The organism is Actinoplanes sp. 13 (assembly GCF_056134165.1).
Genome location: NZ_JBVYOQ010000033.1, coordinates 1 through 22,284 on the forward strand (window position 1 = coordinate 1; position 22,284 = coordinate 22,284).

The window sequence follows — 22,284 nt, forward strand, 5'->3', positions numbered from 1 at the left end:
TGCGTTGGGCGTCTGGCCTGCGTTGGGCGTCTGGCCTGCGTTGGGCGTCTGGCCTGCGTTGGGCGTCTGGCCTGCGTTGGGCGTCTGGCCTGCGTCGGGCGTCTGGCCTGCGTCGGGCGTGGACGGCGCGGGCGGCGTCCACGGGAAGCCCGGCCCGCCCTGACCAGCGCCCGGCCCGCCCGGCCGGCCGGTGTCGAACTCGGCGTAGAGGATGAAGACCCGATGGAGGCCGTCCAGCCGGACCTGGCAGTCCTGGTGCCACAGCCCGAGGCCGGCGCCGAGCCCGCTCATGGCCTCGCAGGCCTGGCTGGTGTCGGAGGAGCCGGCCGCGCTGCCCTGACCATTCGGGGGCGGGTTGCCCGGTGCGGCCTGTGCCGGGCCGGCCCCGAGAGCGGCTCCGGCCAGTAGCCCGAGACCCGCGATGGTCATGCCCCGTGTCGCCTTGCGCATGTCATACCTTTCTCTTCAGGTGGCTATGTCCCATTCAGCTGAGCACGGGCGGTGTGGACGCCACTCCCCGTTCGAGGGAATCGGGCGCGAAGGGACACCGGGTTGGCCCCGGAGGGATAGAGGTATGCGGGCCGCTGGGCGGCGTCGCCCCGTCTGGCCCGGGTGGGCCGTACGGTCCCTGAAGTGAGCACCCCGACAAGGCGCGGCCTCCGCCCGAAATCGGCGGTGAGCGCGGCGGATACGTGAGCGGCCGCCGATACGTGGGCGGCGCGGAGATGTGAGCCACGGCGTCCGGCGGGCGCGGCGAAGTGCGGCCACTTTCGGCGAATGGCGTCCCCGGCGCCCGGTTCGGCTGGAGACTCGGGATCATGGGGACCGCCGCGCTGAGCCGGCGACAGACGAATGTCGTCTTCACCGCGATCATGCTCGGGATGCTGCTCGCCGCCCTGGACCAGACGATCGTGATGGCCGCGCTGCCCACGATCGTGGCGGACCTCGGCGGCGGCGGGCACATGTCCTGGGTGGTGACGTCGTACCTGCTCGCCGACACGGTCGCCACGGTGCTGGCCGGCAAGTTCGGCGACCTGTTCGGCCGCAAGGTGGTCTTCCAGGTCAGCGCGGTGATCTTCGTGGCCGGCTCGGCGCTGTGCGGGGTGGCCCAGGACATGCTGATGCTGGTGATCGCCCGGGCGATCCAGGGTGTCGGCGGTGGCGGCCTCATGGTCACCGCGATGGCGCTGATCGCCGACGTCATCCCGCTCCGCGACCGGGGCCGCTATCAGGGCGCGCTCGGGGCGGTCTTCGGCATCACCACGGTCGTCGGGCCCACCCTGGGCGGCCTGCTCACCGACCATCTGACCTGGCGCTGGGCGTTCTACATCAACCTGCCGGTGGCCGCGCTGGTGATCGTGGTGGCGGCCCGAGCCCTCCCGTCGATCCGGGCGGGCGGCCGGCCGGTGATCGACTACGCCGGCATCGCGCTGGTCGCGGCCGGTGCGACCAGCATGATCCTGGCGCTGGAGTGGGGCGGCAAGGAGTACCCCTGGAGCTCGCCGGTCATCCTCGGCCTGTTCGCCGCGGCGGTCGCGCTCTTCGCCGGTTTCGTCGCGGTGGAGCTGCGGGCCGAGGAGCCGATGCTGCCGATGCGGCTGTTCCGCAACTCCGTCTTCACCGTGTGCTCGACACTCAGCTTCATCGTCGGGTTCGCGATGCTCGGCGCGATGACGTTCCTGCCGACGTATCTCCAGTACGTCGACGGCGTCTCCGCCACCGCGTCGGGCGTACGGATCCTGCCGATGGTGGTCGGTCTGTTCGCCACCTCGATCCTCTCCGGCAACCTGGTCAGCCGCACCGGCCGATACCGGGTGTATCCGATCGCCGGCGGCGCCGTGATGTCGATCGGGTTGTACCTGATGTCGACCATGAACGCGAACACCGGCACCGCGGCGGAGTCGTTCTACATGTTCGTGCTCGGCGCCGGGATCGGCTTCTCCATGCAGACCCTCACGATCGTCGTGCAGAACACGGTTCCCTACGCCGACCTCGGTACGGCGACTTCAGGGGTGACGTTCTTCCGTACCCTCGGCAGCTCGTTCGGCACCGCGGTCTTCGGCAGCCTCTACAGCAGCCGCCTGGAGTCGGAGCTGTCCGGCGCGCTCGCTGTCACCGGCGTGCCGCCGCTGACCGCGCAGGACCCGGCCGCCCTGAACGCTCTCGACCCGGCCCTCGCGGCGCCGATCGTCGCGGCGTACGCGGACGCCATCGACTACGTCTTCATCTGGGTGGTCCCGGTCGCCGTGCTCGGCTTCGTGATCGCCTGGTTCCTCAAGGAGCTGCCGCTGCGGGACAGCGCCCGGGTGCACGCCGCCGACGTCGGCGAGGGTTTCTCGCCGCCCGCGCCGGACGACCGGGTGAGCCAGCTGGAGAGACAGATCAGCGACACCATGAGCCGCGAACGGGTGCAGCTCGACCGGTTGCTGGCCGGCTCCGGCACCCGGCTGAGCCCGGCGCAGGCGTGGGCGATGGGACAGACGCACCTGCACGCCACCGCCCTCGGCCGGGCCGAGCTGCCCGAGATCGCCGACCGGCACCGGATGCCGGCGGACGTGCTGCGACCCGCGTTCACCGAGCTCTGCCAGGCCGGATATGCCCGGTTGGAGGGTGACACGGTGCTGCTCACCGAGGCCGGCGAGGAACAGTTCGACCGGGTGCGGGAGGCCTGGCGCGGCTGGCTCGACGCGCACCTCGACGACATCACGATGGCCGATCCGGGCGACCGGGCGCTCCTCGACCAGGCGCTGGAGAAGATCGCGACCCGGTTGGTCGACGAGCACCGTCTTTGAAGATCCGGACATTCCGATACTGTCCTCGAATGGGATTGCTGGACAGGTTCGTCGGCTCACCGCAGCGCCGGTTCGCCCAGCTCGCCCTCCGGGTCGCGCGCGGCACCCCGGGGGTGGAACGGGCGGACTACGAGCCGGAGGCGTTCGCCATCGCGATCCATCGGGCCGGCGGCGCCGGCCCGGCCCACCTCTACCTGTCCAACGTCTACCGCGAGACCGCGGACGCCACCCCGGCGGAACGCCGCGACCGGCTGGCCAAACTGGTCCGGCTGATGGCCACCCCACCGCCCGAGGACACCTGGGAGACCGTACGCGCGAAGTTGCGTCCCGTCGTGCGCCCGGTGACGTTCGGCGTCGCCGGCCCGGTCGGGTTGCGCCCGCCGCTGTCCCGCCCGGCCATGCCGTTCCTGCGCGAGCTCGTGGTGATCGACACCCCGGAGGCGATGGCTTACGTCATCCCGGACCGCCTCGACGAGTGGGGGGTGTCCGCCGACGAGGTCTTCGCCGCCGCGCGCGACAACCTGGCCCGGATCGCCCGCCGCTCGCTGGAGCAGCCGTGGCCGGGTGGGCCCAGCGTGCTCCGGATGATCGACGACGGCGACGGGTATTTCACGTCGCTGCTGCTCACCCCCGGCTGGCTCGGTGAAGTGGGTGAGCGGATGGGCGCCCCGGTGCTCGCCTTCGCCCCGGACAACAACACCCTGCTGATCGCGCCGCTCCCGGACGAGGGCGCCGACCAGCTCTATGCCCTGGTCGAGAAGAACTTCCAGGAGGCGGTGCGGTACCTGTCACCGGTCGGGTACGTGGCTTCCGCGACCGGCCGGGCGGTGCCGTACGCGCCGCCGCCCGGCCATCAGGACTACATCGCCGCCCGGCGCGCCGAGGCGGTCCTGGCCCTCACCGAGTACTCCAACCAGACCGATTGGCTCGCCGAGCAGTACGCGAAGGCCGAGGTCGGCGTGCACGTCGGCCGGCTCATCGCGGTCGAGCCGCCGGACGGTGGCCCGGCCGAGACCATCGCCACCTGGGTCCAGGGCGCGAGCACGCTGCTGCCGCGTGCCGACACGATCGCCTTCGCCCGGCCGGGCGGTGGTGTCGAGCTGCGGGTGCCCTGGCGCGTCGTCGAGGAGCACACCGGCCTGCGCCCCGAGCCGATCCTGGCGCCGGCGCGATACCGCGTGGACGACTGGCCGCCGCCGGAGGTCCTCGCAGAGCTCCGCCCCCACGCCCTCTGACCCACTCCAAGTGTGTGAAGTTGGGGTGCGATTCGCACCCGAAGTTCACACGCAAGTTCTCGGCGTGCCGGGTGCGCTCTCGGCGCGGTGGTGAGTGTGTGAAGTTGGGGTGCGTATCGCGCCTGAAGTTCACACGGTGGGGTCGTTGAAAGTTGTGGTTCCGGGCTCGAAGACGGCGGCGAGGGTTTCGACGCCGCCACCGAAGGCGGCGGCTGCCACGGCCGCGACCACCGTGGCGGCGCGCAGGGCGTGGAACAGGCCGCGCCCGGTGCCGGCCTCGGCGAGGTTGCGCGCGACGGCCCGGGGAAGGGTGCGCCGCAGGTAGTCCTTCTCCGCGCCGAGCTGCCGGTTCTTCGGCAGCAGGCCGGCCATCTGCACCTTGCCGCGGCCCTCGGCATAGCAGCGGCGCATCAGGAAGCCGAACGTCGACCGGTCGGCGGGCACCTCGTGGTCGATGGTGGCGTCCGGGACGTACACCCAGTGGCCGCCGCCGGCCGCGCTCATCCGCAGGCACAGCTCGGTGTCCTCGGGGCGGTTCTGGTCGCCCAGCTTGCCGAAGCCGGTGCGGAAACCGCCGACCGCCAGGAACGCGTCCCGCCGCACGATCATGTTGGCCGACCAGACGTTGCGGATCGGGGCGGTGCTGGTGGGCATCCCGGAGTAGGAGACGCCGACCGCCCACAGCAGCTCGTCCGGCATCCACGCCGGCCGGGTGCGCGACCAGGCCGGGAGGATGCCGCCGCCGGTGCCGACCACGGCCGGGTCGGCGAACGGCGCCAGCTGGCCGGCGAGCCAGGTGGGGCTGGCCACGGTGTCGTCGTCGAGGAAGGCGATGAACGGCGTACGGGTGTGGAACGCGCCGGTGTTGCGGGTGCCCGAGGCGCCCCTGGCGTACGCGTTCTCCAGCACTGTGACGCCGCGGAACGTCTGCCGGGCCCGGGCCGCCATCGCCGGGTTGTGGTCGACGACGATCACGATCTCGGCGGCGCGGCGGGTCTGCCCGTGTGCCGACGCGATCGTCCGGACGAGGGAGTCCCACCGCTTCGCGCTGTGCGTGGGAATGACGATGCTGACGGCGGAACTGGACGGCTCCAACGGTGCTCCCGGGGCGGTCGTGACGATGGTGCAGAGATCGGCAGAAGTGCCGCTGACCAGGAGCCTTGCCGAGTTTCCTGTGGTGAGCCTGTGGGCCGGAGCCGGTGCCGCGAATCCGCGCCGTACGGATCACCCGGGATAGGTTGCGCGGGTGGGTGCGAACGCTGATTGGCCGGTGGAGGCCGCCGTCCGGGTCGTCGCCTGGGCCGCCGGGCTGCCCGCGGCGGCCGGGAGGCGACGGGTGCTGGCCGTCGAGGGCCGCTCCGGCTCGGGCAAGACGAGTCTGGCGGCGGCGGTGGCGGAGCGGCTCGGCGCGCCGGTTCTGCACATGGACGACTTCTATGCCGGGTGGGACGGGCTGGCCGACGGCGTGGCGGCGCTGCGGGAGAGGGTGCTCGTGCCGCTGGCGGCGGGCCGTCCGGCGGTGTGGCGGCGGTGGGACTGGGCGGCGGGGGAGTACGCCGAGGAGCATCGGGTGCCGGACGCGGACTGGCTGGTCGTCGAGGGAGTCGGAGCTGGGGGGCGGGTGCTCCGGTCGTACCTCAGCGGGGTGGTCTGGTTGGAGAGCCCCACCGCGTTGCGCAAGCGGCGTGCCCTGGCCCGGGACGGCGCCACCTATGCCCCGCACTGGGCACGGTGGGCGCGGCAGGAGGACGCGTTCTACGCGGCCGAGGAGGTCCGCGCGGCCGCCGGTCTGGTGATCCGGAACTAACTCCACTCTATCGATATCTCCTATCGGTTAGATAGAGTCATGGGCATGCGTCGCTCCCTCGCGGTTCTCGCTGCCCTCACCCTGGCCGCGGCCGGCCTCCTCACCGGCTGCGGCGACGACGACACCGCCGGCTCCGGCCCCGGCCCGCTCCGCGTCGGCTACCAGCGGTTCGGCGGCCTGAGCCTGGTCAAGGCGCGCGGGGACGCGCCCGGCGTCGAGTGGTCGCTGTTCGAGAGCGGGCCGGCGCTGACCGAGGCGCTCAAGGCCGGCGCCATCGACATCGGGCAGACCGGCGAGGCGCCGCCGATCTTCGCCGCCGCGGCGCGGACGCCGTTCGTCATCGCCGCGACCAGCGCGCCCTCGCCGAAGAGCGAAGCGGTGCTGGTCAAGTCGGCGCGGGGCTTCAAGACCTTCGCTGACCTGCGCGGCCGGACGATCGCGCTGAACAAGGGCTCCAACGTGCACTGGCTGCTGGTCAAGCTCCTCGAGGCCCATCGGATGACGCTCGACGACGTCACCGTGAAATATCTGAAGCCCGCCGAGGGCCGGCCGGCCTTCGACAACGACCAGGTCGACGCGTGGATCATCTGGGACCCGTATTTCGCGCTCGCCGAACAGCCGGGCGTGCAGATCCTCGCCGACGCGACCGGCGTGGCCAACAACCGGGAATACATCCTTGCCGGCAAGGACGCGGCCGGGGCGAAAGCCGGCCAGATCAAGGAGTTCCTGACCACCTACGAGAAGACCACCACCTGGGGGATCGAGCATCCGGACGAGCGGGCGGCGGTGCTCGCGCCGGAACTGAAGATCGACGAGGCGACGACGAAACGGGCGCTGGCCCGGGCCGCGCAGCCGATGGCGCCGCTGACGCCGGAGATCGGGACCGAGCTGCAGACCATCGCGGACGGGTTCAGCGCGCTCGGGCTGATCCCCGGCAAGATCGACGCGGCGTCGCTGATCGACCCGCAGTTCACCGGGCCGGTGGCGCCGTGACCCTGGTCGCCGCCCCGGAGGCCGACCTGGCCCCGGCAGTCGCGACGCCACCGCGGCGCCGGCGGGTGCGCTGGCAGCGGGCGGTCAGCCCGCTGGCGATCCTGATCGTCTGGGAGGCCGGCGCACGGGCCGGAGTGATCTCCGCGGAAAAGCTGCCGGCGCCGAGCACGGTGCTGGGGACCGGCTGGCGGCTGACCGCCGACGGCACGCTGGGCGAGCACCTGCTCTCCTCGCTCAGCCGGGCCGCGCTCGGGCTGCTGATCGGCGGCCTCCTCGCCCTCGTGCTCGGCTCGGTCGCCGGCCTGCTGCGGCTCGGTGACGACATCGTCGACCCGCCGGTGCAGATGGCCCGGATGCTGCCGCACCTCGCGCTCGTCCCACTGCTGATCATCTGGGTCGGCATCGGCGAGTCGATGAAGATCACGCTGGTGGCGCTGGGGTCGTTCTTCCCGCTCTACTTCAACACCTACGCCGGGATCCGGGACATCGACGAGCGGCTGGTCGAGGCGGCACGGACCTGCGGGCTGGGCAGCTGGGCCCGGCTGCGGCACGTGGTGATCCCGGGCGCGCTGCCGGCGCTCTTCCTCGGCCTGCGGCTGTCGATCGGCGCGGCCTGGCTCAGCCTGGTCGTCGGCGAGCAGACCAACACCCAGAGCGGCATCGGCTTCCTGATGATGGAGGCCCGCGAGTTCAGCCAGACCGATGTGGTGGTGCTCGGCCTGTTCGTCTACGCGATCCTCGGCCTCGTCTCCGACGTGCTGCTGCGCGTGGCGGAACGCCGGGCACTCGGCTGGCGGCGCGGGCTGGTGGCGGCATGAGCGCGGTGACCGTCAGCGGAGTGCGCAGATCGTTCGGCCCGACCCCGGTGCTCGACGGCGTCGACCTCACCATCGGCGCCGGCGAGGTGGTCGCGCTGCTCGGCGGCAGCGGCTCGGGCAAGAGCACGCTCCTGCGGATCCTGGCCGGCCTGGACCCGGAGGCGACCGGCTCGGTCACGGTGCCGAGCCGGTACGGGGTGGTCTTCCAGGAACACCGCCTGCTGCCGTGGAAGCGCGTCCTCGACAACGTCGCGCTGGGTGTGCCGGGCGAGCCGGCCCGGTGCCGGGCGGCGCTCGCCGAGGTCGGTCTCGGCGACCGGGAACGGGCCTGGCCGGCCGAGCTCTCCGGCGGGCAGGCGCAGCGGGTGGCCTTCGCCCGGGCGCTGGCCAGGGAGCCGGAGGTGCTGCTGCTGGACGAGCCGTTCGGGGCGCTGGACGCGCTCACCCGGCTGCGCATGCAGGAACTGTTCGGCCGGCTGCGGGCCCGGCACGGCTTCGCGGCGCTGCTGGTGACACACGACGTCGACGAGGCACTGCTGCTCGCGGACCGGGCGCTGGTGCTGGACGGCGGCCGCATCACCGCCGACCTGCCGGTGACCCTGGACCACCCGCGCGCACCGGACGCCCCAGGCTTCGGCGAGCTGCGGCGCCGGCTGCTGAACCTGCTCGGCGTACCGCTGCCGGCTTAGCGCTTGATCGAGTTGCCGGCCCAGCGCTTGCAGCACGGCGGTCAGATGATCGCCGGAGAGGTCGGCGACGACGGCGCCACCCAGGTAGCGGGACCCGTCGCGGCGGTCGTGCACGTACCAGCCGCTGCCGCCGGCGCGCTGCACCGTGCGTACCTCGATGTTCTCGCCGCCCAGCCGGGCGGCGATGACGGTGCCGGAGTCGTCGGCGGCCATTTTCGGACGGTACCGCGAAGCCGTCCGGGGAACCGGCGATCCCGCGCGCGGTGACCGCCGTCACAGGTCACCGGTGGGGTAGGAGCCGGCGGACCCGGCGGACCAGGCCCGCGGGATTCAGCGGCTTCGGCAGGTACTCCTCCGCGCCGGAGACGAAGGCGAGATCGATGTCGGTCTCGGTGGCGCAGCCGCTCAGCATGATCACCGGGATCTCGGCGGTGGCCGGGTCGGCGTGCATCCGGTAGCAGACGCTCAACCCGTCCAGGCCCGGCATCGCGATGTCCAGCACCACCAGGTCGGGACGCACCCGGCCGACCAGCGAGAGCCCGGTGCAGCCGTCGGCCGCCGTCACGGTCCGGTAGCCGGCCGTCTCGAGCTTGAAGCTGACCAGGTCGCGCACGCTCTCGTCGTCGTCCACGATCAGCACGGTGGGCTGCGAGACGGCCGTCATGGTGGCTCCGATCCCTCGAGCGGTCGGCGGTGCCCGGGGGCGTCGCCTGAGTGACCGGAGCAATCGGCGCGTGCCGTGGCCGCGCCAGGTAAAGCCCGGTTGCAAAACGGGGGCCCGCGATCGCGGGCCCCCGTCTCAACGATTGTCCTACTGCGTCACGAAGAGCAGGCGGTTCGGCGAGCCGCTGCCCGGGCTGGTCACCACACCGGTGGTGGCGTTGTTGACCAGGTTGTCGCGGACCTGGGCCGGGGTGAGGCCCGGGCTGCGGGCCAGCACCAGGGCGGCCGCGCCGGCCACGTGCGGTGCGGCCATCGAGGTGCCGCTGATGGTGTTGGTCGCGGTGTTGCTGGTGTACCAGGCCGAGGTGATCGACGAGCCCGGCGCGAAGATGTCGAGCACGGTGCCGTAGTTGGAGAAGCTGGACCGGGCATCCGTGCTGGTGGTGGAGCCGACCGTGATGGCGGCGGCGAGGCGGGCCGGCGAGGAACTGCTGGCGTTGGTGTTCGAGTTGCCGGCCGCGACCGCGTACGTCACGCCGGAGGCGATCGAGTTGGCCACCGCGTTGTCCAGGGCGGTGCTGACGCCGCCGCCGAGGCTCATGTTGGCGACCGCCGGCTTGACCGCGTTCTGGGTGACCCAGTTGACGCCGGCGATGACACCGGCGGTGCTGCCGCTGCCGGTGCAGCTCAGCACCCGGACGCCGACCAGGCGGACAGCCTTGGCCACGCCGTGGGTGGAGCCGCCGACGGTGCCCGCCACGTGGGTGCCGTGGCCGTTGCAGTCCACCGCGCCGGTGCCGACCGCGTCGTAGCCGGGGGTGGCCCGGCCGCCGAACTGGCTGTGCGTGTAGCGGATACCGGTGTCGATGATGTAGGCGGTGACGTTCGACGCGGTGGTCGGGTACGTGTAGGTGGTGCTCAGCGGCCGGTTCCGCTGGTCGATCCGGTCCAGGCCCCAGGTCGCGTTGTTCTGCGTGGCGGCGAGCTGGATCTCCTGGTTCTGCTCGACGTACGCGACCTCGGAGTTGGCCGCCAGACGCTTCGCCTGGGTCTCCGACATGGCGGCCTCGAAGCCGTTCAGCGCCTTGCCGAAGCTGCGCTTGACCGACGCGCCGTAGGCCTTGCTGAGCTTCGCCTGCTGGGCGCCGGACTTGAGGACCACGATGTAGCTGCCGGGGATCGCGTCGGCGCTGCCGGCCAGGCGGATCTCGCCCATCGCCGGTGCCGCCGCGGCCGGGGTGCCGGTCGCGACCACCGCGGTGGCCAGAGCGAACAGACCGGCGGCCAGGATGCGGCCGTGTCGTCGAATCGCCATGTTCTTCCTCTCTCACGCCTGCCGACGAATTGATGCTCGTCGCTCAGTCCTGCCAAGAGCGTAGGTGGGGAGGCGACTGACGTGGCTATATCGAAATGGCTATATCAACGGCACGCCTGCGGCTGATGTTCAGGGAATCGCCGCTCGTGCCGAACTGGGTGGTAAAGGCATTCCCTGCGACCCGAGGCGGTGCTCGCCGCGCTGGTCCTCGCGGTGGCGATGAGCCGCTGGCTGCCCGGTCTGTGGGCCGGCGAGCAGGGCAGCCGCCCGCTGCGGCGGCTGGGAGCTGATCGATCACGCGCTCGACCTGATCCCGGCCGGGACCACCCCGCTAAGGCGGTCCGCTGGTCAGGGCACTGCGCCGAGCATCGTCAGGACGGCGCCGAACAGCGTGGTGGTGGCGTCCTGGTCGAGGTGCTCGGCGTGCCAGCCGCGGTCGGCCAGGCCCTGCAGGACGCCCGCCATCACGGTGTTGACCGTGCGCAGCGTGGCGGGGGAGAGCAGGACCGCCGAGGTACCGTCGGCGTGCGCGGCGCGGGCCGCCGAGCCGAGCGCCACCAGCGCCGCCGCGGCCCCGTTGAGGACCTGCGCGACGTGCAGCCGGTCCCGGTCGAGGTTGAAGGCGGCCACGTGCACGGCGAGGCCCAGCGCGGTGATCAGCCGGCCGGTCTCGTCGCCGCTGAGCACGGCGGGCATGGTGGCCGCGTCGTCCTCGGTCTTGACGGCGCCCGCGCAGAAACCGGTGATCAGCTCGTCGGCGGCCTCGGCGGGCACCACCAGCGTGGCCGTCGGCAGGCCGGGGAAGCGGCGGCGCAGGGCGGCCTCGACGGCGTCCCGGACGATGTATTCCGGGACGACGCGGTGCTGCGCGGTGAGCCGCCGGACGATGACCGCGACGATGTCGTCGACTCGCATCGCACCGGCGTCGTCCATCTCCTCACCGTAGCGTCGCACACGCCGGCCTAGGGCAGCAGGATCCGGGCGGTGGTGCCGTCCGGCGAGCTCGTCAGGGTCAGCGTGCCGTGGTGCGCGCCGACGATGTTGCGGGCGATGGTGAGTCCCAGGCCCACCCCCGGCACCGCCTGCTCGCGGGCGTGCCGGCCGCGGTGGAAGCGCTCGAAGACGTGCGGCAGCTCGTCGCCGGGAATGCCGATGCCGGCGTCGGCCACTTCGACGGTGGGCCGTGGCCCGGTGATACGGACCGTCACCGGACGGTCCTGGGAGGTGTAGAGCAGCGCGTTGCGCAGCACCTGCGCGATCGCGTACGCCAGCCGGGTCAGGTCGGCGCGGACCATCACCGGCTGGTCCGCGTGCACGGCGACCGGCACCGGCCGCAGGGCGATCAGCGGGCGGCAGGCGGTGACCGCGGCGGCGACTACGGTGGCCAGGTCCACCATCGCGACCGGCGGGGGCAGCGGCGCCTCCGGCGGCCGGGTGCCGGCGAGGATGTGGTCGACCATGTCCACCAGCCGCTGCCCGTTGCGGTGGATCGGCGCGATCAGGTCGCGGTACGGCGCCAGCTCGTCCTGGTCGCCGAGCAGCTCCAGATAGCCCTGGATGGCGGCGACCGGGGTGCGCAGCTCGTGGGTGATGCTCGCGACCAGGCCGTCCTCGCGCTCGGCGGATCGGGCCAGCCGGTCGTCCAGGTCGGCGACGCGCAGCCGGTTGCGGAGCGCGGCCAGGTGGCCGGCGGCCTGCCCGGCGAACGTGACCAGGTCGGCCACCTGCCCGGGGCCGATCTCGTGCGGCCGGTCGTCGATCACGCACATGGCGCCGAGCGTGTAACCCTGCTCGTCGACGATCGGAGCACCCGCGTAGAAGCGGATGTGCGGCTCCCCGGTCACGTTCGGATATCGGGCGAACCGGGGGTCGAGGGTGGCGTCCGGGACGATCAGCGGCTCGCCGAGCGGCACGACCCGGGCGCAGAAGGACACGTCGAGAGCGGTCTGCTTCTCGGCCAGCCCGACGCTGCCGGCGAACCACTGCCGGTCCCGGTCGACCAGGGAGACGGCGGCCATCGGCGTGTCGAACATGCTCGCCGCCAGCCGGGTGACATCGTCCAGCACTCGCGTGCGCGGGCGGTCCAGGACCTGGTACGAGCGCAGCGCAGCGAGTCGCGCCTCCTCCTTTTCCTCCACGTCTGTCCATCGACCCGCTCTCATCACAGCTGAGCGGAACCGGTCACCTGCCTGGCGCCGCTGCCGGCCCCCGGCGCCCGGCTCAGCCGACGGCGGCGCGGCGGGCGGTGTACTCGGTGCCGCGCTGCCCCGGGTACGGGATCAGATTGTCCGGCTGCTCGTCGTACGACTCGGCCCAGCGGCGGCCGGCCGACTCGACCGGGTCGGCGTCGTAGACGGACCGGCCGTGGAAGCGCTGCCCGTAGTCCATCATCCCGTCCACCAGCCGGTCCACGTCGGCGGAGGGCCGCACCACGAGCCGCATGAACTGGCTGGTCATGCCGAGCTTGTTGCCGCACTCCCGGGTCATGATCCCGTGGTTGGCGACCAGGTAGTCGCGCAGCGCCACGCCGGACCACTCGGTGGGGAGCTTGACCAGGAAGAAGTTGCCCTGCGACGGGAACACGGTGAGCCCGGGGACGCGGCTCAGCTCGCGGGCCATCGACCGGCGGTCCCGGCTGAGCAGGCGCAGCGACTCCTCGTACTCCATCTCGTGGTCCTGGATCATGTGGACGACCTTCTCGGCGAGCGAGTTGAGGTTCCACTTCGGCAGCATCTTGGCGATCCGGCCGGCGATCGCCGGGTTGGCCAGCATGTAACCGAACCGGATGCCGTGCAGGCCGAAGTTCTTGCCGAGGCTCTTCAGGACCACCGCGTTGGGGCGGATCACCGCGTCCGGGCCGACCGAGGGATAGCGCTCGGCGTCCGAGAAGTCGATGAAGGACTCGTCGATGACCACCAGGTCCAGGTCACCGAGCGCGTCCATGAACCGGATGACGTCACGCCGCGGCAGATAGTTGCCGTCCGGGTTGTTGACGTTGCAGACCACCGCGACCCGGGACTTGCGCTCGCGGATGAACTGCACGTACTCCTCCAGGTCGAGCCGGAAGCCGTCGCGCTCCTGGAGCGGGAACATGTCCACCCGCTTGCCGGTCTCCAGCGGCTGGTCGGTCCACCGGCCGAACGTCGGGATCGGGATGGCCAGGCTCTCCTTGACCAGCAGGTGGTCGATCCAGGTGATCAGTTCGGTGGAGCCGTTGGCCATCGCCACCGTCTGCGGGTGCAGGCCCAGCACGCTCGCCAGCTTCTTGGTGATCGTGGATGAGTCGCTCGGGTAGTACTTGAGGATGTTCCTGAGGTCGGCGGTCAGCTCGTCGAACATCTCCGGGGTGGGGAAGTACGGGTTGCACGGGATGCAGAAGTCGACGATCTCCGATCCCTCGCCGGCGGCCCGTGCCACGTCGAAGTAGGACGCGCTGTGTGAGCCCTTGTGCAGGATCGACGTGTCGATTCCGGTCCGTGCCACGGTGTCCTCCCGAACCCTCGCCTGACGTTGCCGCTGTCGGGTACGGCCCCGGGCCGGGATTCGTTCAGCGTGGAGCGTGCCGCACCCTCCCGGCCGGCCGGGAGGCGCGTCTGAAATCCGGACCTCATCCGCACCGGATGAGGTGGTGCGCAGCCGGTGCGGAGAGGCTGCAGGCGGTAGCTTCCCGACCCTGCGGAGGACGGCATGACCGGTATGGACCCCACCCCGCGACCGGCGATCAACGCCGGCAAACTTTGGGCCGGCGGCACCGCGACGGCCGCTGTGGCGGCGCTCATCGCGATCGCCGGCATCCTGCTCGGCCGCGGCCTGTTCGACATCGACGTGCTGGCGCCGAAGGGCCAAGGCACCTGGGGCGACGCCTCCACCGGCTGGTACGCCCTCGGCGCGGCCGGCGCGGCGCTCGCCGCCACCGGGCTGGCGCACGTGCTGATCATCACTACACCCCGGCCGATGCGCTTCTTCGGCTGGGTGGTGGGGCTGAGCACCGTCGTGGCGATGCTGGCGCCGTTCGTCACCGACGCGAGCCTGGGCGCCCGGATGTACACGGCGGGCCTGAACTTCGTGCTGGGCGTCGCCATCGGATCCCTGGTGGCCGGTGTCGCCCGGACCTCGACGATCGCCGTCCCGCTGCGGCGGCCGACCCCGCGTCCGTACTGAGGGAGCGCATGATGAGCAGACCGGGACTGTTGGACCTCGGCGACCTGGCTCTGGGTGCCGCGGTGTGGGCCGGCGAGAGCGCCGCCGTGGTGCTGACCCGGCTCCGGACCGCGCGTGACGCCGCGGACGCCCAGGCCTCCGCCCCCGTCCTTCGGGAGAGAGCCGCTGTCCTGCAGGAGAGAGCCGCTGTCCTCCGCAGGAGGCTGGCCGAGCTGACCGAGCGGGGCGCGGCGGAACGGGTCAAGGGACAGACCCGTGCCGCACGCCGGCTGGACGCCGCGATCACCGCGATAGCCACTTCGCCCGTCGTCAACCGCATCGTCGAGATTCAGGCGGACCGGGTGCTGGCCTCGCTGGAGAGTGAGCCGGAGCGGATCCGGGTGCTGGTCCGGGGACAGCGCGACACCATGGTCGGCGAGGTCGTCGGGCGGGTCCGGTCCGGTGCGGCAGCCGGTGACGCGGCGGTGGACCGGATCACTCTGCGGATGACCCGGCGGGGCGGTGCCGCCGGACCGCCGTGATCTCCGCCGGGCTGATCAGCCGCGCCCTGGCGTACTTCCTCGACGCGCTGACCGTCGCCGTGCTGGCCGGCGCCTCGGTCACCGTGCTCGGGCTGGTGGCCTCCGTGGCCGGCACCGGGGCCCAAGAGATCGCCCGGTTCCTGTTCTCCACCTATCTGATCTGCCTGCCGGCGGTGATGGCGCTCTACTGCGCGCTGTTCTGGGTGCTCGCCGGCCGTACGCCGGGGATGGCGGTGCTCGGCCTGCGGGTGACGACGGCCGGCGGCCGCCCGGTGCGCTGGCTCGCCGCCCTGATCCGGGGCCTGCTGCTGGCGTACTTCCCGATCGGCGCGCTCTGGCTGCTCGTCGACCGCCGCCATCAGGCCCTGCACGACAAGGTGGCGCGGACCGCGGTGATCCGGGTCGCGCCCGCCGTGGGTGAGGTGACGCCGGCGCCGCAACGGTGACCGGACGGCAGTCGCGCCGGTCACCGCATGGATGACCGGCGCGACCGCTCACTCTCAACCGCCCACTCTCAACCGCCCAGGATCCGGGCCTTCTGCTGCTCGAACTCGGTGTCGGTCAGCACACCCTGCTGCTTCAGCTCACCGAGCTGCTTCAGCTGTTCGAGCTTCGCCGCCATCGGGTCGGGCGCCGGCGCGGCCGGCGGTGGCGGCGCGGCGTACTGCTGCTGCGGAGCCTGCTGTTGCTGCTGGGCGTATTCCTCGTCGGCCTGCCGGGACCATCGGCCGGCCTGCCGCCGGGACACCCGGTTGGAGACCGCGGTCGCTGTTCCGGCGACCACCGCGGTGCGGGCCATCCCTCTCAGAAGACCGGGCATCGCGATCACCGCCCCCCGGTGGAGGCCGTCGCGGCCTCCGGCTTGGTCTCGTCCAGGGCCGCGATCAGCGACTGCACGGGGATCCGCCCGCCGGCCACGACCTGGGCGCCGTTCTTGCGCAGCTGGACGGCGAGCGGCGCCGCCCAGGCGTTCTCGTACACCACCAGCACCGCCGCGGAGCCTGCCGTCAGCACCGAGCCGGCCTCCCGCAGGTCGTCCCCGCCGAGCATGCCGGACTCCGCACCGTGGAAGGCGCCGAGCCCGGCGAGCTCCACGTCGCGGCCCTCCAGGGCGGTCACCGTGCCGTCGTGGCCCTTGCGGACGAACAGGATGTCCAGCAGCCGGATGGTCCCGCGGTCCACCAGGTCCAGCAGCAGCGGGAAGGCGGTGCCTTTCAGGCTTCCGTCCGGGAACTCCACGCACAGATAGTCGATCGGGCCCATCTCCTCGAGTTCACGCATGACGCCTCCTAACTCGCGGCCGGCACTTGCCGTGCCGGTCCGGCGGTGCTCCGGCGGCTGACGGCGGACTCCACGCTCAGCCCGATCAGCGCGCCACCGGCGGCCGCCACCAGCGGCAGCACCACCAGCACGCCGTAGTCGGGCCGGACCGGCCGGCCGCGCAGCACGCCGTACGCCTGAACGGCGCGCTGCCGTGTGCTGTGTCCTCTTCTCATCGCACTCCCTTGCTCCAGCGGCCCGGTTTCAGTGGCCTGTTCAGTGGCCTGTTCAGCGGCCTGAATGCCATGGCCTCAGCGTGCTCCGAACGGCCGGGGGGAACCTCATCCGCGCCGGATGAGGCGACCCGACCGAGGGTCGGGGAGCGTCGGCCGCATGACGATCCCGGCGGAGACCTCGGCACAGCCGGCGGCGAACCAGAGCGCGACACCCGTACCCGATGACGTCGTGGAGGTGGAGCGACTCCGGGCCGAAGTGGCGGCGTTGCGTGCCCAACTGGGGTCCGGGCGCCGCAGGCGGTCCGGCGTCAGCACGTTCCGGCGGGCCCTCGCCGCCGTGCTCGTGGCGCTCGCCGCGTTCGCGCTGGTGACCAGCGTGGTAGGCCTGTGGGCCGCGCGCACCACCTTGAACACCGATCGCTGGGTGGCGACCGTCGCGCCGCTGCCGCAGGATCCCCGGGTGAACGCGGCGGTCGCCGAGTACGCCACCACCGAGGTGTTCCGCGTCCTCGACGTCGAGACCCGGCTGCGCGAGGTGCTGCCCGCGCAGGCCGCCTTCGTCGCCGGCCCGATCACCGGCCAGCTGCGTGAGCAGGTCCGCAAGACGGTGCGTGACGTCCTGGCCAGCGACCGCTTCCAGGTGGTCTGGGTGGAGCTGAACCAGCGGCTGCACCAGCGGATCCTCGCCGTCCTGGAAGGCACCAGCACGCTGATCACCGCGGAGTCGGACCAGGTCCGGATCGACCTGTTGCCCCTGATCAACCAGGTGCTGCGGGAGCTGAGCGCGCAGCTGCCCACCCTCTTCGGCAAGCAGATCACGCTGCCCGACCTGAGCAGCGGCGCGATCCCGGAGAACCTGCGGCTGCGGGTGGAGGAGCAGCTCGGCGTCGCGCTGCCGGCGAACTTCGCGCAGTTCACCGTCTACGACTCCGGGAAGCTGTGGGCCGCGCAGCAGGCGGTGGCCACCGCGAAGCGGGATCTCGCGCTCTATGTCGGCGCCACCGTGCTGCTGCTGATCGCCGCCTTCGCGATCTCGCCGGGCCGCCGGCGCACCGCTGTTCAACTCGGTATCTGGCTGGTCGTCGCGGCGGTCACGATCACCGCCGTGCTGCGGGCGGTGCGCCGCCAGATCCTCGCCCAGGTGCCGGCCGGCACCTATCACGACGGTGTGGACGCCGCCATGACCACGGTGTTCAGCCTGCTCCGGGAGCGCGGCACGCAGATCATCTGGATCGGCGCGACGCTCGCTCTGGTCGCCTGGCTGGTGGGTCCGGGACGCCTGCCGGTGTGGGGGCGCGGGCAGGTGCGGCGCGGCACGGTCCTGGCGGGCAAGGGCATCGGCCGGGGTACGCGCATCGCGGCCCGCCGAGGACCCGGTCTGATCACCCGGTACCTGGATCCGGTGCGGGTGGCCGGCGTGGTGGTGGCCGGGGTGCTCGCGCTGATCCTGTCGTCGTGGACGTCGCTGCTGGTGATCGTGGTCCTGCTCGCGCTCTTCGAGGTGGCGGTCACCCTGATCGCCAGCCGGTACGTCGAGGACCGGCCCCCGGCCGCCGATGAGCCGCCGGCTGCTGACGAGCCGCCGGCTGCTGACGAGCCGCCGGCTGCTGACGAGCGCCCGGTTGCCGACGAGCCCCTGGCCGGTGCGGCTCCGGGCCCGAGTCCCCGGCCGGTGTAGTACCACGGCAGAAAGCTCCCGGCCGACGTCACGTCGGCCGGGAGCGTTCTGTCCGGGGTCAGATGCCGGTCTGTGCCGCGAGCCGGCCGGCACCGACCGCGGCGGCGAACGTGGCGTGGTCGCGTTCGGTCTGGTCGGCGTAGGACTCGGCGAACGAGCTGAGCGCCTTCTCGAAACGGTCGCTGTTGCCGAGGTACGCGGCGATCGCGATCCGGTCACCGCCACGGGCGTGCGCCCGTGCCAGGGTCCAGCCGCACACCTGGGCGTACGCCGTCATGCCCGCCGGATCCATCTCCTCGATCTCGGCGCCGCCCTTCCAGTCGCGCAGCTGGCGCACGTAGAAGTCGCGGGTCCGCCCGTCGAACCCGGGCGCCCGGTGCCAGCCGAGGAAGATGTCGCTGGCCGCCTGCATGATCCGCTGCCCGGCGACGACCCGGCGGCCCTGCTGGGCCTTGCCGCCTCCGTTCGGCAGGGCGGTCCCGCCCTCGTGTTCGCCGGCCGGGGCGCGGCCGGCGAGCGCCGAGGGCCCGGCCTCCTTCACCTGCAGCAGCAGCGGGTCGCCGTCGTCGCGGCCGGTCAGCAGCACCACCCAGCAGCGGGTGCCCACACTGCCGACGCCCACGACCTTGCGGGCCAGGTCGACGAAGGTGAACGCGTCGAAGAGGCGCCGGCGATCGTCGGCCAGACTCTCCCGGTAACCGGCGAGCAGCTTGCGGATCCGGCTCTCCAGCTGCTTGCGGGCCACGTCCGGGACGAGATCGCCGACCGGGGTCAGCAGCGGCGGGTCGGCGGCGAAGCGCCGCTGGCCGTCCACCACCGTGGTGAGTTTGCGGTACGCCTGCAGGCTGGTCCGGGCGCGGGCCCGGGCGCCGGCTTTCAGCAGCCGTCTGCTGCGGTCCTTGCCGAGCCGGCTGCCGATCTGCTCGCGCAGCTCATCGACGTCCGCGCGGGCGTACCAGACCGCCAGCTCGGGAAGGCCGGCGAACGCGATCATCGCCTCCCGGTACCGGGCGGCGGCGGCACGGACCACGGCGACCCGTTCCCGGCGCCGGAAACCGTTGGCGCGCCCGGCCAGGGCCAGACCGGCCACGAGCCGTTTCACGTCCCACTCGAAGGGACCGGGGTAGGTCTCGTCGAAGTCGTTCAGGTCGAAGACGAGCCGGCGCTCGGGTGACGCGAACAGCCCGAAGTTGAACGGGTGGGCGTCACCGCAGAGCTGGCTGTCCAGCCCGGACGAGGGGCCGGCGGCGAGGTCGCCGGCCATCGCCGCCGCCGTGGCCCGCAGGTACGCGAGCGGGGAGGCGGCCATCCGCCCGTGCCGGATCGGCAGCAGCTCGGGCAGCCGGTCGGCCTCCTCGGCGACGATGTCGTCGACCACGGACCGTCCGGGGGCCGCCGGGCACTCGGCGTGCCTGTCGAGCGGCGTGCGCTTACGCGCGGCGCGTCCCACGGCGGCTCGTGCGGCGGGATCGCGGGGCCCGGCCCGCTCGTCCATGGCCGATTTCCTCGGGGTCGGTGCGATGGTGGCCGAGTCGCTCATGGCCGGTGGTCGCTGAAGGTCTCGAGGAGCACGTCCCGCTCGGCCTCGGTGAGGTTGGTGGCCACCAGCCGGCTGTGCAGGCCGTGCATCCGCTCGCCGAGCCGGTCCAGGTCGCCATGGTCGGTGACCAGGAACAGCGCCGAGGTGCCCTCGGTGATCTCGGTCCGGATCCGTTCCAGGGTCTCCCGGTCGATGCCGGTGCCCTCGGTCGACTTGGCGAGGGCGCCGACCCCGGCGCCGATCACGCCGCCGGCGACCGGGATGAGGAACAGGCCGCCGATCACGACGCCCCAGAACGCGGCGCCCCACCCGGTGTGCCGCCACGAGGAGTCGTGCTCGTGGTGGGTCTCCGGCCGGTCGGCGCCCCGCGGCCAGGTGACGACCGCGTGGTCGACGATCCGGACCAGGCCGTCGGCGGCCGCGTTGCGGACGATCTTCGCCGCCTGCTCCGCGCGGTCGGGATCGTCGAACTTCCATACCGTGAATGTGGTCATCGCATGCTCCTCACGGATCGGTTCCTCGCCGGCCATCGTCTGCCGTTGCGGGACACGGGCGCCTCATCCGGCGCGAGGGATTCGGCGGGCGCACCCCCGGAGATCAGGCCGCCCAGCCAGCGGGTGGACGGGTCGATGTCGATCAACAGGCCCTTGGTGAGCAGGGTGAGCGGGATCGCCAGCAGCGCGCCGAGCGGGCCGAGGATCCAGGCCCAGACCACCAGCGACAGGAACGAGACGGTGGCCGACACGCCCACCGCGTCGCCGACCACCTTCGGCTGGATGATCGACTGGATCACGAAATTGACCACGCAGTACAGCGCGATCACGGTCAGCATCAGCTCCGGGCCGCCCTGGAGCAGGCCGAGCAGGGCCGGCGGCACCAGACCGATCACGAAGCCGATGTTCGGGATGTAGTTGGTGATGAACGCGAGCAGCCCCCAGAGCAGTGGCAGCGGCACGCCCAGCGCCCACAGCATGACGGTGTCGACGACCGCCACGATCAGCCCGAACACCGTGGAGACCAGCAGGTAGCGGCGGGTGCCCCGGGCGAACGACCGGAACGCGCCGACCACCTCGGGGCGCTGCGACACGGCCGCGGTCAGCCGGGCCGGGAAGTGCACCGCGTCGGCGCACATGAACAGCAGCGTGGCGAGCAGGAACAAGGAGTTGGACAGCAGACCGGCCAGACCGCCGAACAACGCCTGAGCGAGGCCGAGCACGGTACTCGGGTCCACGCCGGCCACCGCGTCGCGCAGGGTCGCTGTCTCGATCCCCAGCCCGCTGAGGGCGGCGACCAGGTCGTCGCGCAGGGCGGAGAACTCGGTCGCGTAGTCAGGCAGCAGCGTGACGAGTTGGGCGAGGGAGACTGCCAGCGCGGCGCCGAGCCCGATCAGGATCACGTTCGCCACCCCGATGGTGGCGAGCATCGCCGCCCACACCGGCGCGCCGTGGCGGCGCAGCCAGCCGGTGACCGGGCTGACCGTGACAGTCAGCATCAGCGCCAGGAAGATCGGTCCGAGCAGCTCAGCGACCCCCCGCATGCCGGCCACGGCGACGACGCCGCTCGCGGTGCCGAGCAGGACGATCACCCCGCGCGGCAGACCGGGCGGGGCACCGCCGCCCGTCCGCACCGGATGCCGGGGCGGACGGGCCGTCAGACGGTTCATGAGGGCCCGCTCCGGCCGGGACCGCCTCCTCGAACGGTCCCGGCCGGGCGGGAGTCAGTAGCGGACCTCACGGCCGTGGGCGGTGAGCGCGTAGATCACCAGGACGTCGAGGGCGATCACGATGGTCGACCAGACCGGGTAGGCGGGCAGGAAGGCCAGGTTCGCCAGGGCGCTGATCACGGCGATGACGATGCCGACGACGCGCGCCCACATCTGCCCGTTGAGGACGCCGAAGCCGGCCAGCGCGGTGATCACGCCGATGACCAGGTGGATCCAGCCCCAGGCGGTGTAGTCCATCGAGATGACCAGGCCGCTCGCGGTGGTCAGATAGAAGTCGTCGCGGAACACCGCGACGAGCCCTTCGATCGCCTGGAACGATCCGAGCATCAGCAGCATGACGCCGGCGAAGACGACCATGCCCACCCAGCCGCTCGGCTCGCGCCGGGCCGGCGGGGTGTACGGCGGGTCGTCGTAGGTGCGCCGGGACGCCGTGGATTCCGTGTCGGTCATGTTCCCTCTCCCTTGTCCGAGCCGGTGCGGCTGCGGTCCGATCGTGGGTCCGGTGCCGGCGCCGGCACGCCATCCGTGGCGGATGACCCGGCGCCCACCCGGTTCAGGCAGACCACCTCCACGCCGGAGTGGTCCAGCCAGGTGAGCAACTGCTCCAGATCGGAGTCGGAGAGCCGCCCGCGGATGGTGCTCTGGTACGGCAGGGTCCGGCAGCGCAGGTCCTTGAACGCCATTCGCAGCACGGGCCCGAGGAAGCCGTGGACCCGGAACTCGTAGCGCTCGGACATGACCGGACTCCTTCGTCTCGGCGGTACCGGAGACTCCCGACCCTCGCCGACCGGCGGCCGGCCCGCGTCCCCCGTACCGGATGAAAGGGCTGCCGAAAGCGCGACCGGACCGCCGG

Annotated in this window: 24 protein-coding genes and 1 pseudogene; 10 read left to right on the forward strand and 15 right to left on the reverse strand. The window is 72.3% G+C overall.

Translation table 11 applies throughout. The features are described 5' to 3' along the window. A pseudogene (locus tag AC0NH5_RS37025) lies at positions 1-450 on the reverse strand (hypothetical protein); the annotation flags it as partial. A gap of 368 nt (positions 451-818) precedes the next feature. Here AC0NH5_RS37025 and AC0NH5_RS37030 point away from each other — a divergent pair. Next, entirely contained in the window at positions 819-2,792 is a 1,974-nt protein-coding gene (locus AC0NH5_RS37030; RefSeq protein WP_474412006.1) for an MDR family MFS transporter, read from the forward strand. Between the two features lie 29 nt (positions 2,793-2,821). Next, a complete protein-coding gene (locus tag AC0NH5_RS37035) occupies positions 2,822-4,027 on the forward strand; it encodes a DUF1444 domain-containing protein (RefSeq protein ID WP_474412008.1) in 1,206 nt (401 codons plus the stop codon). A 129-nt stretch (positions 4,028-4,156) separates the two neighbouring features. Here the strand turns inward: AC0NH5_RS37035 and AC0NH5_RS37040 are convergent, their stop codons facing one another. Continuing rightward, positions 4,157-5,122 carry a glycosyltransferase family 2 protein gene (locus AC0NH5_RS37040; RefSeq protein ID WP_474412010.1) on the reverse strand — a complete coding sequence of 322 codons (966 nt, stop codon included), beginning with the start codon at positions 5,120-5,122 and terminating at the stop codon, positions 4,157-4,159. A gap of 151 nt (positions 5,123-5,273) precedes the next feature. Here AC0NH5_RS37040 and AC0NH5_RS37045 point away from each other — a divergent pair, with 151 nt between their 5' ends. From AC0NH5_RS37045 to AC0NH5_RS37060, 4 genes are read left to right on the forward strand one after another with little or no spacing between them, the layout of a single operon-like run. Next, the gene (locus AC0NH5_RS37045) at positions 5,274-5,834 is read left to right on the forward strand and encodes a nucleoside/nucleotide kinase family protein (RefSeq protein WP_474412012.1); all 561 of its coding nucleotides are present in this window, start codon (positions 5,274-5,276) and stop codon (positions 5,832-5,834) included. Positions 5,835-5,879: 45 nt separating this feature from the next. Continuing rightward, positions 5,880-6,827 carry an aliphatic sulfonate ABC transporter substrate-binding protein gene (locus AC0NH5_RS37050; RefSeq protein WP_474412014.1) on the forward strand — a complete coding sequence of 316 codons (948 nt, stop codon included), beginning with the start codon at positions 5,880-5,882 and terminating at the stop codon, positions 6,825-6,827. Beyond that, complete coding sequence (locus AC0NH5_RS37055) at positions 6,824-7,645, forward strand: ABC transporter permease (RefSeq protein ID WP_474412016.1); 822 nt, start codon at positions 6,824-6,826, stop codon at positions 7,643-7,645. The genes AC0NH5_RS37050 and AC0NH5_RS37055 overlap by 4 nt, the downstream gene beginning before the upstream one ends. Next, entirely contained in the window at positions 7,642-8,334 is a 693-nt protein-coding gene (locus AC0NH5_RS37060; RefSeq protein WP_474412018.1) for an ABC transporter ATP-binding protein, read from the forward strand. The genes AC0NH5_RS37055 and AC0NH5_RS37060 overlap by 4 nt, the downstream gene beginning before the upstream one ends. A gap of 280 nt (positions 8,335-8,614) precedes the next feature. Here the strand turns inward: AC0NH5_RS37060 and AC0NH5_RS37065 are convergent, their stop codons facing one another. From AC0NH5_RS37065 to AC0NH5_RS37085, 5 genes are all read right to left on the reverse strand, one after another. Beyond that, positions 8,615-8,998 (reverse strand): response regulator, encoded by a 384-nt coding sequence (locus tag AC0NH5_RS37065; protein WP_474412020.1) that lies wholly within the window; start codon positions 8,996-8,998, stop codon positions 8,615-8,617. A 147-nt stretch (positions 8,999-9,145) separates the two neighbouring features. Further along, entirely contained in the window at positions 9,146-10,312 is a 1,167-nt protein-coding gene (locus AC0NH5_RS37070) for a S8 family peptidase (RefSeq protein WP_474412022.1), read from the reverse strand. A 348-nt stretch (positions 10,313-10,660) separates the two neighbouring features. Further along, positions 10,661-11,245 carry a hypothetical protein gene (locus AC0NH5_RS37075; RefSeq protein WP_474412023.1) on the reverse strand — a complete coding sequence of 195 codons (585 nt, stop codon included), beginning with the start codon at positions 11,243-11,245 and terminating at the stop codon, positions 10,661-10,663. Positions 11,246-11,274: 29 nt separating this feature from the next. Then, complete coding sequence (locus AC0NH5_RS37080; protein ID WP_474412025.1) at positions 11,275-12,450, reverse strand: GAF domain-containing sensor histidine kinase; 1,176 nt, start codon at positions 12,448-12,450, stop codon at positions 11,275-11,277. 82 nt (positions 12,451-12,532) lie between these two features. Beyond that, the gene (locus AC0NH5_RS37085; protein WP_474412027.1) at positions 12,533-13,795 is read right to left on the reverse strand and encodes a pyridoxal phosphate-dependent aminotransferase; all 1,263 of its coding nucleotides are present in this window, start codon (positions 13,793-13,795) and stop codon (positions 12,533-12,535) included. A gap of 204 nt (positions 13,796-13,999) precedes the next feature. Between AC0NH5_RS37085 and AC0NH5_RS37090 the strand changes: the two genes are divergently transcribed. Genes AC0NH5_RS37090 through AC0NH5_RS37100 form a run of 3 tightly spaced genes read left to right on the forward strand, consistent with a single transcriptional unit; the run spans position 14,000 to position 15,440 of the window. Beyond that, on the forward strand, positions 14,000-14,473 hold the full coding sequence (locus tag AC0NH5_RS37090) for a DUF6069 family protein (protein WP_474412029.1): 474 nt from the start codon (positions 14,000-14,002) through the stop codon (positions 14,471-14,473). Between the two features lie 11 nt (positions 14,474-14,484). Then, entirely contained in the window at positions 14,485-14,994 is a 510-nt protein-coding gene (locus AC0NH5_RS37095) for a hypothetical protein (RefSeq protein ID WP_474412031.1), read from the forward strand. Further along, positions 14,991-15,440 carry an RDD family protein gene (locus tag AC0NH5_RS37100; RefSeq protein ID WP_474412033.1) on the forward strand — a complete coding sequence of 150 codons (450 nt, stop codon included), beginning with the start codon at positions 14,991-14,993 and terminating at the stop codon, positions 15,438-15,440. The genes AC0NH5_RS37095 and AC0NH5_RS37100 overlap by 4 nt, the downstream gene beginning before the upstream one ends. Before the next feature lie 68 nt (positions 15,441-15,508). Here the strand turns inward: AC0NH5_RS37100 and AC0NH5_RS37105 are convergent, their stop codons facing one another. From AC0NH5_RS37105 to AC0NH5_RS37115, 3 genes are read right to left on the reverse strand one after another with little or no spacing between them, the layout of a single operon-like run. Further along, positions 15,509-15,814: an SHOCT domain-containing protein gene (locus AC0NH5_RS37105; RefSeq protein WP_474412035.1), complete on the reverse strand. Its 306-nt coding sequence runs from the start codon at positions 15,812-15,814 to the stop codon at positions 15,509-15,511. Positions 15,815-15,819: 5 nt separating this feature from the next. Beyond that, positions 15,820-16,275, reverse strand: coding sequence for a DUF6325 family protein (locus AC0NH5_RS37110; protein WP_474412037.1), 456 nt, complete (start codon positions 16,273-16,275; stop codon positions 15,820-15,822). Between the two features lie 8 nt (positions 16,276-16,283). Then, positions 16,284-16,490 carry a hypothetical protein gene (locus AC0NH5_RS37115; RefSeq protein ID WP_474412039.1) on the reverse strand — a complete coding sequence of 69 codons (207 nt, stop codon included), beginning with the start codon at positions 16,488-16,490 and terminating at the stop codon, positions 16,284-16,286. Positions 16,491-16,647: 157 nt separating this feature from the next. Between AC0NH5_RS37115 and AC0NH5_RS37120 the strand changes: the two genes are divergently transcribed. Beyond that, a complete protein-coding gene (locus AC0NH5_RS37120; RefSeq protein WP_474412041.1) occupies positions 16,648-18,168 on the forward strand; it encodes a hypothetical protein in 1,521 nt (506 codons plus the stop codon). A 58-nt stretch (positions 18,169-18,226) separates the two neighbouring features. Here AC0NH5_RS37120 and AC0NH5_RS37125 read toward each other — a convergent pair whose 3' ends face one another. Genes AC0NH5_RS37125 through AC0NH5_RS37145 form a run of 5 tightly spaced genes read right to left on the reverse strand, consistent with a single transcriptional unit; the run spans position 18,227 to position 22,168 of the window. Then, complete coding sequence (locus AC0NH5_RS37125; RefSeq protein ID WP_474412043.1) at positions 18,227-19,663, reverse strand: DUF2252 domain-containing protein; 1,437 nt, start codon at positions 19,661-19,663, stop codon at positions 18,227-18,229. 41 nt (positions 19,664-19,704) lie between these two features. Continuing rightward, positions 19,705-20,202: a DUF1269 domain-containing protein gene (locus AC0NH5_RS37130; RefSeq protein ID WP_474412045.1), complete on the reverse strand. Its 498-nt coding sequence runs from the start codon at positions 20,200-20,202 to the stop codon at positions 19,705-19,707. Beyond that, positions 20,199-21,371, reverse strand: a complete 1,173-nt coding sequence (locus AC0NH5_RS37135) for an AI-2E family transporter (RefSeq protein ID WP_474412047.1) — start codon at positions 21,369-21,371, stop codon at positions 20,199-20,201. Before AC0NH5_RS37135 ends, AC0NH5_RS37130 begins: the two co-directional genes overlap by 4 nt. 54 nt (positions 21,372-21,425) lie before the next feature. Continuing rightward, complete coding sequence (locus tag AC0NH5_RS37140) at positions 21,426-21,881, reverse strand: DUF7144 family membrane protein (protein ID WP_474412049.1); 456 nt, start codon at positions 21,879-21,881, stop codon at positions 21,426-21,428. Beyond that, the gene (locus AC0NH5_RS37145; protein WP_474412051.1) at positions 21,878-22,168 is read right to left on the reverse strand and encodes a hypothetical protein; all 291 of its coding nucleotides are present in this window, start codon (positions 22,166-22,168) and stop codon (positions 21,878-21,880) included. The genes AC0NH5_RS37140 and AC0NH5_RS37145 overlap by 4 nt, the downstream gene beginning before the upstream one ends. Positions 22,169-22,284: the final 116 nt, after the last annotated feature.